The organism is Mesorhizobium sp. CA13 (genome assembly GCF_020165235.1).
GTDB lineage: Bacteria > Pseudomonadota > Alphaproteobacteria > Rhizobiales > Rhizobiaceae > Mesorhizobium.
Window position 1 is genome coordinate 79,137 of the sequence record NZ_JAIUHS010000003.1, and the last position, 13,027, is coordinate 92,163.

13 protein-coding genes are annotated in these 13,027 nt (G+C 62.0%); 4 read left to right on the plus strand and 9 right to left on the minus strand.

What is annotated here, in order from left to right; genetic code table 11:
• Positions 1-15 precede the first annotated feature (15 nt).
• Genes LB566_RS09305 through LB566_RS09325 form a run of 5 tightly spaced genes read right to left on the minus strand, consistent with a single transcriptional unit; the run spans position 16 to position 4,290 of the window.
• Positions 16-756, minus strand: a complete 741-nt coding sequence (locus tag LB566_RS09305; protein ID WP_224624188.1) for an amino acid ABC transporter ATP-binding protein — start codon at positions 754-756, stop codon at positions 16-18.
• 57 nt (positions 757-813) lie between these two features.
• Positions 814-1,377: a peroxidase-related enzyme gene (locus LB566_RS09310; RefSeq protein ID WP_224624189.1), complete on the minus strand. Its 564-nt coding sequence runs from the start codon at positions 1,375-1,377 to the stop codon at positions 814-816.
• Complete coding sequence (locus LB566_RS09315; RefSeq protein ID WP_224624190.1) at positions 1,374-1,844, minus strand: CMD domain-containing protein; 471 nt, start codon at positions 1,842-1,844, stop codon at positions 1,374-1,376. The genes LB566_RS09310 and LB566_RS09315 overlap by 4 nt, the downstream gene beginning before the upstream one ends.
• Positions 1,845-1,852: 8 nt before the next feature.
• The gene (locus LB566_RS09320; protein WP_224624191.1) at positions 1,853-3,322 is read right to left on the minus strand and encodes an NAD(P)-binding domain-containing protein; all 1,470 of its coding nucleotides are present in this window, start codon (positions 3,320-3,322) and stop codon (positions 1,853-1,855) included.
• Complete coding sequence (locus LB566_RS09325; RefSeq protein WP_224624192.1) at positions 3,319-4,290, minus strand: LysR family transcriptional regulator; 972 nt, start codon at positions 4,288-4,290, stop codon at positions 3,319-3,321. Before LB566_RS09325 ends, LB566_RS09320 begins: the two co-directional genes overlap by 4 nt.
• 217 nt (positions 4,291-4,507) lie before the next feature.
• Between LB566_RS09325 and LB566_RS09330 the strand changes: the two genes are divergently transcribed.
• Complete coding sequence (locus LB566_RS09330; RefSeq protein WP_224624193.1) at positions 4,508-5,578, plus strand: NAD/NADP-dependent octopine/nopaline dehydrogenase family protein; 1,071 nt, start codon at positions 4,508-4,510, stop codon at positions 5,576-5,578.
• 226 nt (positions 5,579-5,804) lie between these two features.
• Here LB566_RS09330 and LB566_RS09335 read toward each other — a convergent pair whose 3' ends face one another.
• On the minus strand, positions 5,805-6,242 hold the full coding sequence (locus tag LB566_RS09335) for an Lrp/AsnC family transcriptional regulator (RefSeq protein ID WP_140552091.1): 438 nt from the start codon (positions 6,240-6,242) through the stop codon (positions 5,805-5,807).
• Positions 6,243-6,369: 127 nt separating this feature from the next.
• Between LB566_RS09335 and rocF the strand changes: the two genes are divergently transcribed.
• Positions 6,370-7,290 (plus strand): arginase, encoded by a 921-nt coding sequence (rocF, locus tag LB566_RS09340; RefSeq protein WP_224624194.1) that lies wholly within the window; start codon positions 6,370-6,372, stop codon positions 7,288-7,290.
• 3 nt (positions 7,291-7,293) lie between these two features.
• Positions 7,294-8,361, plus strand: a complete 1,068-nt coding sequence (locus LB566_RS09345) for an ornithine cyclodeaminase (RefSeq protein ID WP_140552089.1) — start codon at positions 7,294-7,296, stop codon at positions 8,359-8,361.
• A 206-nt stretch (positions 8,362-8,567) separates the two neighbouring features.
• On the opposite strand, the gene LB566_RS09350 is transcribed toward LB566_RS09345, so the two are convergent.
• The 3 genes from LB566_RS09350 to LB566_RS09360 are packed head-to-tail and all read right to left on the minus strand — an operon-like array spanning position 8,568 to position 12,120.
• Positions 8,568-9,383 carry an alpha/beta hydrolase gene (locus LB566_RS09350; RefSeq protein ID WP_224624195.1) on the minus strand — a complete coding sequence of 272 codons (816 nt, stop codon included), beginning with the start codon at positions 9,381-9,383 and terminating at the stop codon, positions 8,568-8,570.
• A gap of 11 nt (positions 9,384-9,394) precedes the next feature.
• Positions 9,395-10,882 carry an NAD-dependent succinate-semialdehyde dehydrogenase gene (locus LB566_RS09355; protein ID WP_224624196.1) on the minus strand — a complete coding sequence of 496 codons (1,488 nt, stop codon included), beginning with the start codon at positions 10,880-10,882 and terminating at the stop codon, positions 9,395-9,397.
• A 14-nt stretch (positions 10,883-10,896) separates the two neighbouring features.
• Positions 10,897-12,120: an iron-containing alcohol dehydrogenase gene (locus LB566_RS09360; protein WP_224624197.1), complete on the minus strand. Its 1,224-nt coding sequence runs from the start codon at positions 12,118-12,120 to the stop codon at positions 10,897-10,899.
• Positions 12,121-12,328: 208 nt separating this feature from the next.
• On the opposite strand from LB566_RS09360, the gene LB566_RS09365 reads away from it, so the two are divergent.
• Positions 12,329-13,027 carry a GntR family transcriptional regulator gene (locus LB566_RS09365; protein WP_224624198.1) on the plus strand — a complete coding sequence of 233 codons (699 nt, stop codon included), beginning with the start codon at positions 12,329-12,331 and terminating at the stop codon, positions 13,025-13,027.

Below are 13,027 nucleotides of genomic sequence, written 5' to 3' on the forward strand. Positions count from 1 at the left end.
TCCCTTCTTGTTGAGCTATTGAAAAGCGAGTTCTGACTGCAGGAATTGAGCCAGTCGTGGACTGGAAGGCGCGTCGAAGATTTCAGCCGGACTGCCGTCGGCGGCAACCACGCCACGGTCCATGAAGACGATCCGGTTCGAGATGTTCTTTGCGAATTGCATCTCGTGGGTCACAAGCAGCGACGTGATCCCTGACGACGTGACATCCTTGATCACCTTCAAAACTTCACCGACAAGTTCAGGATCCAGCGATGACGTAGGCTCATCGAAGAGGATGACGTCAGGACGCACCGCTAGCGCGCGTGCGATGCCGGTGCGCTGGAGCTGGCCGCCCGAGAGCTGGGATGGATAGCTGTCTCGCTTCGACGAGAGACCGACCCGATCGAGCTCTCTGAGCGCGATTTCCTGCGCCTCTTCCCTGGATTTGCGCTGCACCACAACGAGCGGATCCATCACGTTCTGAAGGACGGTCATGTTCTTGAAGACGTTGAACTGCTGAAAGACCATCGCGGTCCGCAACCGGATCGCCTGGACAGCGGCCTTGTCGGCACGCTGGTAATCCATCCGAACCTGATCGAACGCGATGGTTCCTGACGACGGCTTGGCCAGATAGTTGATGCATTTCAGCAGCGTGGTCTTGCCGGTGCCACTGGGGCCGATGATCGACACCACGTCACCCCGCTTTACCGAGAGATTGACACCGTTCAGGACCTGCGTGCTTCCGTAAGACAGCTTTATATCTTTGAGTTCAAGCATTGCTGGTTGGCCCTTCGGAAAGTGTGGGACGGACTGGCTTGACCGTATGCGACGTCATCACCCGCTCTCCGCATGGCCCAGCACGTGCATCAGCCGGTTTGCCCAGCCGAAGATCGCTATGGCGTGGACAAGGTCGATGATTTCGGCATCATTCATGCCGACTGATCGCAGCGAGGCGATGTCGTCTGCCGTCGCTTCCGACGGCGCCGCCGACAGGCGGCGGGCAAAGTTGTAGATTGCCGCATCGCGCGACCCAAGCTTTTCAGGTTTGTCGAGATACAGCGCGGTGACCACTTCATTGCTCCTGGTCAGCTCTGCATGTCGGCGGGCGTGAACGACGGCACAGAATTTGCAGCCATTGACGATCGAGGCACCCAATGCGCCAAGCTCGCGGTCGGGACGGGCAAGCCCGCCCTCGACGTACATGATCGCGTTGAACAACACAGTGCGGGCAAGATAGCTCTCGGGGTCATGCACAAGGGTGCGCACATATTCCGAAACTTTCTTGGCCGACGGCGTAACCTTCATCGCTTCGAGCTGTTCCGGCGTTGCCTCCGATAGCTCGACCGGTGCGATATAGGGATGCCAATTCAGCGCCTTCAGGCGCACCGAGGAAATCATGCCCGCCTCATCAATCGCAAGCCGGTCGCGACCCGGGTCTGGAAGTTGATGAAGGCAATCAGTTCGGAGAGCGCAACAATCTGGGGATTGTTCAATCCGGCTTGGGCGAGCAGGGCAATGTGGCTCGCCTCCGCCTTTTTCGGCGTCAGAGTGATCAGGTCTACATGTCGGGCGATGATCGCCAGGGGTTCATTCAAATCCGTTTCCCCCCGGGCCAACGACAGAAGCTGCTCCGTGGGACCAAGCTGAGCCAGTTGCACGTCATATTCAGCCATCAGGACGGGATCGGCGTTCAGAGCTGCCATGCGACGGGCCAGAGCGACCCGCAAATTCGGCGCCAGCCCCTGATCGTTTGCCGGCTGCAGGACGGAGAGGCGACATTCCTCGGCCCCTCGCACGAATTCGGGCCGAAACCGCCGTGCAGCGAAAAGGGCATCGTCCGGTGAAAGACCTGCAGCCTTGTCCATTGCGTCAATCACAGTGCGGCCTCCTTATGCAACAAGGGTGTTGAATCGACCCATTCGTCGCCCAGAAGTTCCGGGGTGTCGTAGGCGATCAGATTGGCGAAGTGGGTTTCGACATCTTCGGCGAACAGCGACGCGGCAATGCCGCGGACCAGACGGTCGGCACCGGCGCTGACGGCCGGGATATCACCGGAGACCTTGCCATGGGTCAGCATGGCGGCGTCGTTGAAGCAGTGGACATGCGCCAGCATCGGGCAGGAACCGGGGACGCGCTCGCGAAATTCGAAGGCGGGGCCGAGATCCGGTGCCTCCAACATGCCTGCGCGCGGCGGCCCCATGTCCGGCGTATATCGACCATCCGACCAGGTGCGAATGTGTGGGGCGAGGGCAGCGAATTCCGGGCGACCACTGAAGTCATTTGAAAAGCCGGTCGCAGCGATCATGAAATCGTAGCGCATCGGCCCTTGCGTGGTTTCGACCAGAAGGCCTCCGGCATCTTCCTTTACCGCGACTACGCCACAGTCGAGAAAGAAGCGGGCATTCGCATGACGAGACACGCGAAGCGTCGATGAACGCGGCGGCGGCGTCTGGGTCGAGGCGGTGTAGTCGAAGAATCTCCACTTCCAGGCGTCAGGCAAATGATACATGCCGAGGATGACACCCTGGCTGCCGATCCCGGTCAGCTTGTTGATGCGCGGCATTTCCTTGCGCCGGATCAACATGTCGACTGAACCGGCGCCCGCCTCGAGCGCCGTCGCGGCATTGTCCATCGAAGAGGCGCCGGCGCCGATAACCGCCACACGCTTGCCCTTCAGCGCATCAAAATCGATGTCGTCGGCAGAATGGGCCCAATAGGAGCGATCGATGCCCGTGAGGAAATCGGGCACGGCAAAACCGCCGAGACCGGACCGACCGGTGGCTAGAACGAGACGACGGGTGAGAACCCGGCCGGTTTCCGCGCCCTCGACATCGATCGCAATCAGATCGCCAACGGCTGCAACGCCTGTCATGCGCACGCTGTTGCGCACTGGCAGACCAAGAACGTTCCGGTACCAGACCAGGTAGTCCATCCACTGGCCTTTGGGGATTTTGTCCAGCGACCGCCATGCCTCAACGCCCCATTGTGCCGAGAACCAGGCGCGGAATGTCAGCTGCGGCAGGCCGAGCGACGGACCGTGCAGCGTTTTCGGCGACCGGAGAGTTTGCATGCGGGCAAACGTTATCCATGGCCCTTCGAAGCCGGCCGGAGCCGCATCATAGGCAACGACATTGGTTATCCCCGTCAGCACCAGCTTTGCGGTGGCAGCAAGTCCGCACATGCCGGCGCCGATCACAACGACGTCACGGACCGACACGCCGTCGCGCGAACGCGCGGGAACCCATGGCTTGGCCGGCAGTTCGAGAAAATCGAGGTCCTGAGCAAGTTGTGCTTCGAGCGCGGCTAGACCTCTCGGGGGGAGCGAACTGGGGGTGTGCTTCATATTCCCGTTCCGTGATTTGTGCCGGAGGCAGGATCGGTCACCAATTGGCCGGCCAGGGTCGGATCGAGTTTCTTGAAGCCAACGATCGACCGTTCAGCCACCGCCTCGACCGCATCCACCAACGCCTGCGCGACTGGACGAAGGGGGCGTTTTTCGGCAGCCACAACACCCCAATGAAAGAGGACGGTTACGTCGATCGGGCGGATGACGACCCCAGGCAAGCCCACGCCATAGGCGGTGAGGGGATCGATGACAGCCGCAACACCAGTCCGGCGTACGATCTGCAGCGCTCCATAGGCGGTATTCGTGCGGATTACTGGCCCGGTGTCGATGCCCCTGGCCGCCAATGCCTTGGAGACATGCAACTGGAAACGCAGCGGATTGAGCAACGTGGCGACGCGGCGGCCGGCAAAAGCGGAAAGCGGTATGACATCTAGTTCGGCCAGCGGATCATCCTCCCGCACGGCAGCAACATCAGGCGCCGAATAGAGCCGCAGGACATCCAGACCGGGCGTATCGAGCGGCAGGCTAGAAAACCCGACCTCGGCACGTCCGCTGCGCACTTCCTGAGCGACGGTCGAGGGAAGAAACTGCCCGAGATGCGTCTCGTGCGGAAGCTCGGCACCTTGGAGTTCAGCCAAGGCCGTCGGGATCAAGCCCGTGCCGATCGCGGAGGTGGTGACGATCTGCAGGATTCGCCCTCTGCCGGCGGCGATCATCTTGGCCCGCGCTGCGAGTTCGGTGAAGGACATCAGCAGGCGTCGTGCTTCCTCCTCGAACGCGACTCCTTCTTCAGACAACTGCACTCGTCGACCGATCCGATGCAGCAATTCGAAGCCAAGTTCGGCCTCAAGCTCCTGAATGGTGCGCGTCACGGCAGGCTGGGAACGCCCGAGCATGTCAGCCGCCCTGGTGATGCTGCCGCTGGCAGCAACCGCAAGGAAGGTCTGAAGGTCCCGGGTTTCCATGTTCCTCCTACATGCGTAATCCGTATGATTGACATCGTCTCATTCGTTTTTGATATATGTCAAGCGGAAACGAATGTTCGTTACGGGCTTTGTGCATATGCCGGCTTCAGCGCCAGAATTCGGATCGGAGGCGGACAGGGACGCCAGACGCGGCTCCGGCTTCAGGTGAAGGCGGCAAGGATTTTCGAACCGCAAAGCCTGCGACAGGAGGAATGTCATGCGTGTGAGTATTCTGGGCGCAGGAGCAATCGCTTACGGTCTTGCTGCCTATTTGGCAGGATCGGGGCATTCGCCAATGCTTTGGTCACCGTCGGGACAGCGCACCAGGGCGTTGGCTACCGGCGAATTGTTGAAAGCGACGGGAGATATCGCGGCGAAGGTACCGGTGCGCATTGCCAAGGATTGCAAGGATGCCATCGCCAACGCGGACGTGGTGGTGATTGCGCTTCCGGCTTACGGCCACAAGATGGTGATGGATGCTGCCGCCCCTCATCTGATCGATGGAATCCCGGTCATCATCAGTTCGCATTGTTCGTTCGGGGCACTGTATCTCTCCAAGCGGTTGGCGGAGCGCAAGGTCAGCTTGCCGATCGTCCTTTGGGGCACAACACTGTTGACAGGGCGACAACTCGGACCAACCGAGGTTCATGTCACCACCATTCGCCAGAAGCTTGACGTCGCGACGCTGCCTTTCAAAGCTCAGGATGAAGGATACGGACTTTGCACGAGCTTATTCGGTGATCGTTTCGTCAAGCGCGACGGCATGCTCGCGATCGCGCTCAGCAACCTCAATCCGCAAAACCACTTGGGAATTGCCCTTCTCAATCTGACACGCATGGAAAAAGCCGAGCAATGGAGCCAAGGGGGAAACGTCACCCCTGCCGCTGGCCGCCTTATCGAGGCTCTGGATGCCGAACGGCTAGCCATCGCCGCCCATTTTGGTATCGCGGTTCGCACCGTCCAGGAGCATTTTTCATTGTCGTTTCATGTTCCGAAGGGAACCGTTTCGGAGATGAACCAGGAGATGGATCGTCAAGGCCGTGGCGGCTTTGGTCCGACAACAATCGAAAGCCGCTACATTCTCGAGGATGTTCCGTTCGGACTGCTGCCGACCGTATTGTTGGGGAAGATCACCGAGAAACCGGCGACGCTCCACGAGTCTGGAGTTTCGATATTATCGGCGGCCTACGGTCGCGATCTCAGGGGGGATAACGATATTCTTCCCGCGCTCGGCCTCGAGGGAATAGCAAAAACGGATCTTGAAAACCTTTGCCGCACAGGGTTTTGAGTGCGCCCGCAGTCGATGCGGCATGATCAAGTTTGAGGTCCACCAGGCTACGTCATCGCGTCGGTTCATCTAACGGCGCGCAGCGTCAGGGCGATGTCGCCGCACGAGTTCGAGGCGAGGCTGAACCTCGAATGGCAGGGAACACATCCCGCCGTTCAAGGGTCGCGCACAACAATGCAGGGGCAGCACTGCCGGTTTGGCCAGCCAACCTATTCACAGACAGCGATCAAAGCCGTGCCTTGGTGCTCCGGGGTGTCGCCAACAACAGGCTGGTCTCACTGCCGGTAATGCCGGGAATCAGGCGGATGCGCCGCAGCACGGCGTCGAATTCGGTCAGTGTCTGCGTCCCCAGTTCTATCACCAGATCCCAGCGGCCGTTGGTGGTGTGGATCGTCGAAACCTCCGAGAAGCCGCCAAGGGCGCGGATCACACGATCGGCGGCATGCCCTTCGATTTCCACCATCATGATGCCGCGTACTCGCTGGTCGACGGCATCGGCTCGCAGGATGACGGTATACCCGATGATCGCGCCGGCTTTTTCAAGACGTTCCATACGGGACCTGACCGTCGCCCTCGAGACGCCGACGTCCATGGCAAGGTCCGAGATGCTGCGCCGCGCGTCATGCCGCAAAAGCGTGATGAGCTGTTCGTCAAGCTGATCCATGGCTCAGAATGCAATCAAATCATTCCATTTTGATAGGGCATTTCGACAAATATGCCAATTTGATATGTTCATCCTGCCAGCTATCCGCGCTCCAATAGGAGATCAAAACGCGCGCGGGGACATAGGAATGCATTGCACGATCGTCGGGGCACCGATCCAGGCCGGCTCGGGCCGGATGGGTTGCGAGATGGGCCCCAGCGCGCTCCGTACCGCAGGCCTGGCGGCCGCGCTCACGGAACTTGGGCATACGCTGGCCGATCTTGGCACCGTCGCCTCTGCCGACCTGCGCCCGATCAGCCACGGCAATGCCGCCTTGAAGGCGCTGCCGGAAATCGTCGCATGGACGGCGGCGATCACCGAGGCGGCCTATGCCGCCAGCGCCGGCGCCATGCCGATCTTCCTTGGTGGCGATCACAGCATTTCCGCCGGCACGCTGGCCGGCATCGCCCGCCGGGCGGCGGAAGCCGGCCGCCCGCTGTTCGTGCTGTGGCTCGACGCGCATCCTGATTTTCACACGCTCGACACCACGACCAGCGGCAATTTGCATGGCGTGCCGTTGGCTTATGCCAGCGGGCAACCAGGCTTCGAGGGCTACTTCCCCAGCCTGGCGGCTTGCGTGGATCCGGCCCGTATCTGCACACTGGGCATCCGCAGCGTCGATCCGGCGGAGCGCGAAGCGCTTCGCAAGGCGGGCGTCACCGTGCACGATATGCGCACGATCGACGAATATGGCATGGCCCCGCTGCTTCGCGCCTTTCTCGAGCGGGTCAGCGCTGAAAACGGCATGCTGCATGTCAGCCTCGATGTCGATTTTCTCGACCCGTCCATCGCGCCGGCCGTGGGCACTACCGTGCCCGGCGGCGCTACCTTCCGCGAGGCTCATCTGGTGATGGAGATGTTGCATGACAGCCGTCTCGTCACCAGCCTCGACCTGGTCGAGCTCAATCCCGCACTCGACGAACGCAACCGCACCGCGACCCTTCTGGTGGACCTGACCGCGAGCCTGATGGGCCGGCGGATCATGGACCGTCCCACACGGAGTTATTGAGCTGTGACCCCCAATCTGAATATCGTGCCCTTCGTCAGCGTCGATCACATGATGAAGCTGGTCCTTGCCGTCGGCATCGATCGTTTTCTCATCGATCTCGCCGCCTACATCGAAGAGGATTTCCGACGCTGGGAATTGTTCGACAAGACCCCGCGCATCGCCTCGCACAGCATCGACGGCGTCATCGAACTGATGCCGACGAGCGACGGACAGCTCTACGGCTTCAAATACGTCAACGGTCATCCAAAAAACACGCGCGACGGGCGCCAGACCGTGACGGCGTTCGGCGTGATGGCCGATGTCGGCAATGGCTATCCGATGCTGCTTTCGGAAATGACCATCCTGACCGCATTGCGCACGGCGGCGACGTCGGCCGTCGCGGCCAAATACCTCGCCCCCGATGCGGCGGACTGCATGGCAATCATCGGCAATGGCGCCCAGTCGGAATTCCAGGCCATCGCCTTCAAGGCCCTGCTCGGCATCGACAGGCTTCGCCTCTACGACATCGATCGATCGGCATCCTTGAAATGCGCGAAAAACCTTGCCGGGTTCGGTTTCGACATCGCGATCTGCGCTTCGGCGCAGGAGGCGGTGGAAGGGGCCCACATCATCACGACGGTCACCGCCGACAAACGCTCCGCGACCATCCTGACGGACAACATGGTCGGATCGGGTGTGCACATAAATGCCGTCGGCGGCGATTGCCCCGGCAAGACGGAGCTGCATCGCGACATACTGCTGCGCTCCGACATCTTTGTCGAATACCCGCCGCAATCGCGCATCGAAGGTGAAGTCCAGCAACTCGAGCCGGACCATCCCGTGACTGAGTTGTGGCAAGTGATGACCGGCAAGGCCGCTGGCCGCCGGGATGCCAGCCAGATAACCTTGTTCGATTCCGTCGGCTTTGCGATCGAGGACTTTTCCGCGCTGCGCTACGTCCGCGACCAGCTTCAGCGCACCGGCCTCTACGAGGAGCTCGATCTGCTGGCGGACCCGGACGAACCACGCGACCTCTTCGGCATGCTGCTGCGCGCCGACAAGGCCGCAGAGGTGAGGGCCATATCCGGCTGAGTTTTCGCAGAGAGCTTGCTGCCGGATGCCCACCTCGCAATATCTGCGGCGCCAAACAACCGGTTTCAGGATCGAGCAAGCCCACGACAACAAAATGCCCCGCCCGAGGGGCATGATCTGCAGGGGGCCAAGACCACAGGCTCGCACAGCGTGGCGGCTGGATGTCCCTGGCTAAAGTGACAGCTTTTGACGGAACGCCAATGGCCTCAGCCAGAAACCAGGTTTGTCAGCAGGGTTGCCGCCTCGGTGCCGGCCAAGCCGAGGTCGCGAACGCTGCTCATGTGATTGGTTGCAGGAAGGGTGGTCTGCGAGACCTGTAGTCCCTGCTCCTTCAGATGCCGCGCAAACGCCGCGGCCTGGCTGTGGAATGGCGGCGTCTCATCGGCTCCGACAGCGATCCCGACCGACACTGACGGATCGAAACGGCGGGTGATCGGCGAGAACCTGGCTGCGTCCTCGTCGGTTATCGCGATCTCGGCGGCAAGGAAGGAGGTCTGAAGCGGCTTCAGGTCGTAGAGTCCGCCAAGCAGCAACGCGCCTTTGATTGTCGATGTCCGGCCGCCGTCATTGAAAAGCATCGTCGCAAGCTGGGCGCCGGCTGAATGTCCGCTCACGGTCAGGCGCTCGGTATCGCCGCCGCGATTGCCGATATGGTCGAGCACCCAGCCTTTGGCGCGGCGCACCTGGTCGACGATCGTGGCCATCCTCACTGCCGGCATCAGGGCATAATCGACGATGACCGCGATCGCGCCGGCGCGCGTCACCGTCTCGGCGACATAGGAATAGTCGCGCTTGGAGAACATGCGCCAGTAGCCGCCATGGATGAACATATGGACCGGCAAGCGGTCGCGTTTGCCCTCCGGAAAGAACAGGTCGATGGTCTCGGTGGCATGCGCTCCATAGGCGACATCGGCAACCATCGGTATTGTCGCGCGCACCTCCGCGCTGCGACGAACGATCTCGGCGACGATATCGTCGAACTCGGCGACGTGGTCGCGGATGCGGAAAGGATCATCCTGCATGGGCTGCTCGTTCACATGGTCACGGCGATGTACTTCGCCTCCATGAACTCGGCAATGCCGTGCTTCTGTCCGCCTTCGCGGCCAAGACCGCTCTGCTTGACGCCGCCGAAAGGTGCCGCCGGATCCGACATCAGGCCGCGATTGAGCGCGACCATGCCCGTTTCGATTTTCGACGCCACGTGCATGCCCCTGGCGAGATCCCGCGTATAGATATAGGCGGCAAGACCGTATTCCGTGTCGTTGGCGCGCGCGATGACTTCGTCCTCGTTCTCGAAGCGGCTGATCGGAGCCACCGGACCGAATATCTCCTCTTGGGCCATTTCGGCATTGGCTGGCACGTCCCGAAGGACGGTCGGCGGATAGAAATAGCCCTTGTCGTCGGCGACCACGCCGCCGCACAGGATCCTGGCGCCGCGGGCGACCGCGTCCTTGACCAACCGATCGATCTTGTCGACGGCCTTCCTGGTAATCATCGGACCGCATTCGGTGTCCGGGTCGGTGCCTGAACCGAGCTTGAGCGCGGCCATGCGTTCGCGCAGACCTTCGGCAAATGCGTCATGGATGCCGGCCTGTGCGTAGATGCGGTTGGCTGCCGTGCAGGCCTCGCCGGCGTTTCGCATCTTGGCGACCATGGCGCCGTCGAGCGCCGCGTCCAGATCGGCGTCATCGAAGACGATGAACGGGGCGTTGCCGCCGAGTTCCATCGAGCATGAGATGACGTGCTTGGCCGCTTCGGCCAGCAGAACGCGACCCACACCGGTCGAACCGGTGAAGGATAGCTTGCGGACGCGCGGGTCGGCGAGCATGGCGGCGGTCACCGGTCCGGGGTTCGAGGTGGTGAGCACGTTGACGACGCCGGGAGGCACGCCCGCCTCCTCGTAGAGCGCGGCGAGCGCGTAGGCGGTCAGGGGCGTCTCGCTGGCGGGCTTCAGGATGACGGTGCAGCCGGCGGCCAGCGCCGGCGCGATCTTGCGTGTGGCCATGGCGGCGGGGAAATTCCAGGGCGTTATGAGCACGCAGATGCCGATCGGATGATAATCGACGACGATCCGGTTGGCGCCTGACGGCGCCAGGCCGAACTCGCCGCTGATGCGGACTGCTTCCTCGGCATTCCAGCGGAAGAATTCAGCCGCGTAGGCAACCTCGCCGCGTGCGTCGCGCAGCGCCTTGCCGTTCTCCAGCGAGATCAGCGCCGCCAGCGTATCGGACCGCTCGACCATCAATTCGAAACAACGCCGCAGGATTTCCGAACGCTTGCGCGGCGCGGTTGCGCGCCAGCCGGCGGCCGCCTTCGCGGCTGCCTCGACGGCAGCGGCGGCATCGGCAATCGTTGCGTCCGGGACAGCCGCAATCACGGCTTCCGTGGAGGGATCGATCACCTCAATGAGGCGGCCGTCGGACGCCTGTCGCCAGTGTCCGTCGATGTAGAGGCCGTGCGAGAACGTGGTGTAGTCGAACATGTCCGGATCTTCGTTGAGTTGCCCTTGGGGTACGTTCATCTCATCACCTCTGGTCAGACTGAGCTTGCGGCCATGTCGCCGTCATAGGCGGCCCTCACCAGCCGCCGCATCCCGGCGATGTCGAAAGGACGAGGGTTGTTCTTGATCAGCCGATCGATGCCGAGCGCCTGCTCGGCGGTCCAGTCGATCTTGTCGTGTGGAAGACCCAGATCGGCCAGCGTGCGGGTGATGCCGATCGCCCCGAACAGCCGGGCCACTTCATCGATGGTGGCGCGCGCGGTCGCCTCGGCGCCCTCTGTCTCCGTCACCCCCAGAGCGGCGCCGACCGCCGCGATTTCGTCGGTCGCGGCGGGCAGGTTGTAACTCATCACGTAGGGAAGCATCGTCGCCACGCCCAATCCGTGCGGCGTGTGGGTAAGCGCACCGACGGGATATTGCACGGCGTGGGCAGCCGCCGTTCCGGCCGTGCCGAAAGCGCAGCCGGCCGCCAGCGCCCCCATCATGACATCGGCGCGTGCGTCTTCGTCCGAGCCGTCCCGGTAGGCTTTTTCGAGACTGCGGCCCAGGAGTTGGATGGCCAGCAGCGCGAAATGATCGGTCAGGGCGCTCTTGCCGACAAAGACATGCCGCTGCGGCAATTGCGGATCGGTACCGCGTTTGGCGGACGTGAAGGCTTCGATCGCGTGGGTGAGCGCGTCGGCTCCGGCAATCGCCGTGAGAGAGGGCGGGCATGTCGCGGTGAGTTCCGGATCGCAGAGCGCGACCGCGGCAATGAGATGGGGACTGGAAATGCCGACCTTAAGCGTCCGTTCCGGATCGGAGATCACCGCCACCGGCGTCACTTCCGAGCCGGTGCCGGCGGTGGTCGGCACCGCGATGACCGGGAGCGTAGGGCCGGGTACCTTGAACTCCCCGTAGTAGTCCTGAAGCCGCCCGCCGTGACTGATCAGCAGCGCGGCGCTTTTGGCCATGTCCAGGCAGCTGCCGCCACCGATCCCGATCACCATGTCCGGCTTGAAGTCCTTCGCATGGGCGGCACAGACGGCAACGCTGTCACGGGGGACATCGGGGAGGATGCGATCGTAGACGAGCGTTTCGATCGAGCCTGCTTTCAGTGCCGCGATGATCTGCGCGAACATTGCCGTCCCGGCGAAACGCTCATCCGTGCAGATGAATGCGCGCCGGCCATATTTGGCGGCAACATCAGGCAGCGCGTGGCGCTGGCCTTTGCCGAAAAGAATCTCACGCGGCAACCGGGCTGCTGCAAATAGCGTCATGAACTGTGTCCTTCGAATATGGATTGGCGAGCGGGGAATCGGAGATCGTCGCTTGGCCGCGTGCGTGCTTGGTTCGGGCAAGGCACGGGCCCAGAGCCGTCGTCGAGTTTTCATGCCTCACGAAATATCCTCTATAAAATCGTATAGGATATAGGATTGAATTGCGCGAAGCATCGTGTTAGAGGTCGCTCCTGTCAAGAGGCAAAACATGCAGAATCCAGACCTTACCGCCGACAACGACGCCCGGTTGACGGGCCGCATCCAGCGCGCCAACAGCCTGTCGGGCGATGTCTACGAGGCGATCTTCCAGCAGCTGATGTCGCTGAAGATAGCTCCGGGATCGCGGATCACCGTCGACAACCTGGTCAAGGAGTTCAACGTCTCGCATACGCCCATCCGCGAAGCTCTTGGGCGGCTGGAAGGCGAGGGCCTGGTGGTGAAAACCCATCTGATCGGGTACCGGGCCGCCCCCCAGATCACACGGCGCCGTTTCGACGAGCTCTATGAACTGCGCCTGCTGCTTGAACCCGCAGCCGCCGCAAAGGCAGCCGCTGCGCTGGATGAAACGCGGCTGATGATTTTGCAGGAGGCGGCTGGCGTGATGGCCAGGCGGGTGGGCAAGGACGAACGCCTGCGTTATTCGAACTTCGCCCGCCAGGATGCCATCTTCCACGACAAGGTCATGGAGTTCGCGCAGAACGAGCTCATCCGCGAGACGCTGAACCACCAGCACACCCACTTCCACATCTTCCGGCTGATGTATCACTCGCGGGTCACCGAGGAGGCGCTTGACGAGCACGAAGCCATCCTCGCCGCTTTCGCCGCCAGCGATCCGGTTGCCGCCGAAAAGGCGATGCGCGTGCACATAGAGAATTCGCGGGACAGGCTCCTGCCTGCATTCGAGTAG

Bases quoted from the DNA above. Each gene is read 5' to 3' on its own strand.
- LB566_RS09305 (WP_224624188.1), bottom strand. From the start codon at position 756: ATGCTTGAACTCAAAGATATAAAGCTGTCTTACGGAAGCACGCAGGTC.
- LB566_RS09310 (WP_224624189.1), bottom strand. From the start codon at position 1,377: ATGATTTCCTCGGTGCGCCTGAAGGCGCTGAATTGGCATCCCTATATC.
- LB566_RS09315 (WP_224624190.1), bottom strand. From the start codon at position 1,844: ATGGACAAGGCTGCAGGTCTTTCACCGGACGATGCCCTTTTCGCTGCA.
- LB566_RS09320 (WP_224624191.1), bottom strand. From the start codon at position 3,322: ATGAAGCACACCCCCAGTTCGCTCCCCCCGAGAGGTCTAGCCGCGCTC.
- LB566_RS09325 (WP_224624192.1), bottom strand. From the start codon at position 4,290: ATGGAAACCCGGGACCTTCAGACCTTCCTTGCGGTTGCTGCCAGCGGC.
- LB566_RS09330 (WP_224624193.1), top strand. From the start codon at position 4,508: ATGCGTGTGAGTATTCTGGGCGCAGGAGCAATCGCTTACGGTCTTGCT.
- LB566_RS09335 (WP_140552091.1), bottom strand. From the start codon at position 6,242: ATGGATCAGCTTGACGAACAGCTCATCACGCTTTTGCGGCATGACGCG.
- rocF (WP_224624194.1), top strand. From the start codon at position 6,370: ATGCATTGCACGATCGTCGGGGCACCGATCCAGGCCGGCTCGGGCCGG.
- LB566_RS09350 (WP_224624195.1), bottom strand. From the start codon at position 9,383: ATGCAGGATGATCCTTTCCGCATCCGCGACCACGTCGCCGAGTTCGAC.
- LB566_RS09355 (WP_224624196.1), bottom strand. From the start codon at position 10,882: ATGAACGTACCCCAAGGGCAACTCAACGAAGATCCGGACATGTTCGAC.
- LB566_RS09360 (WP_224624197.1), bottom strand. From the start codon at position 12,120: ATGACGCTATTTGCAGCAGCCCGGTTGCCGCGTGAGATTCTTTTCGGC.
- LB566_RS09365 (WP_224624198.1), top strand. From the start codon at position 12,329: ATGCAGAATCCAGACCTTACCGCCGACAACGACGCCCGGTTGACGGGC.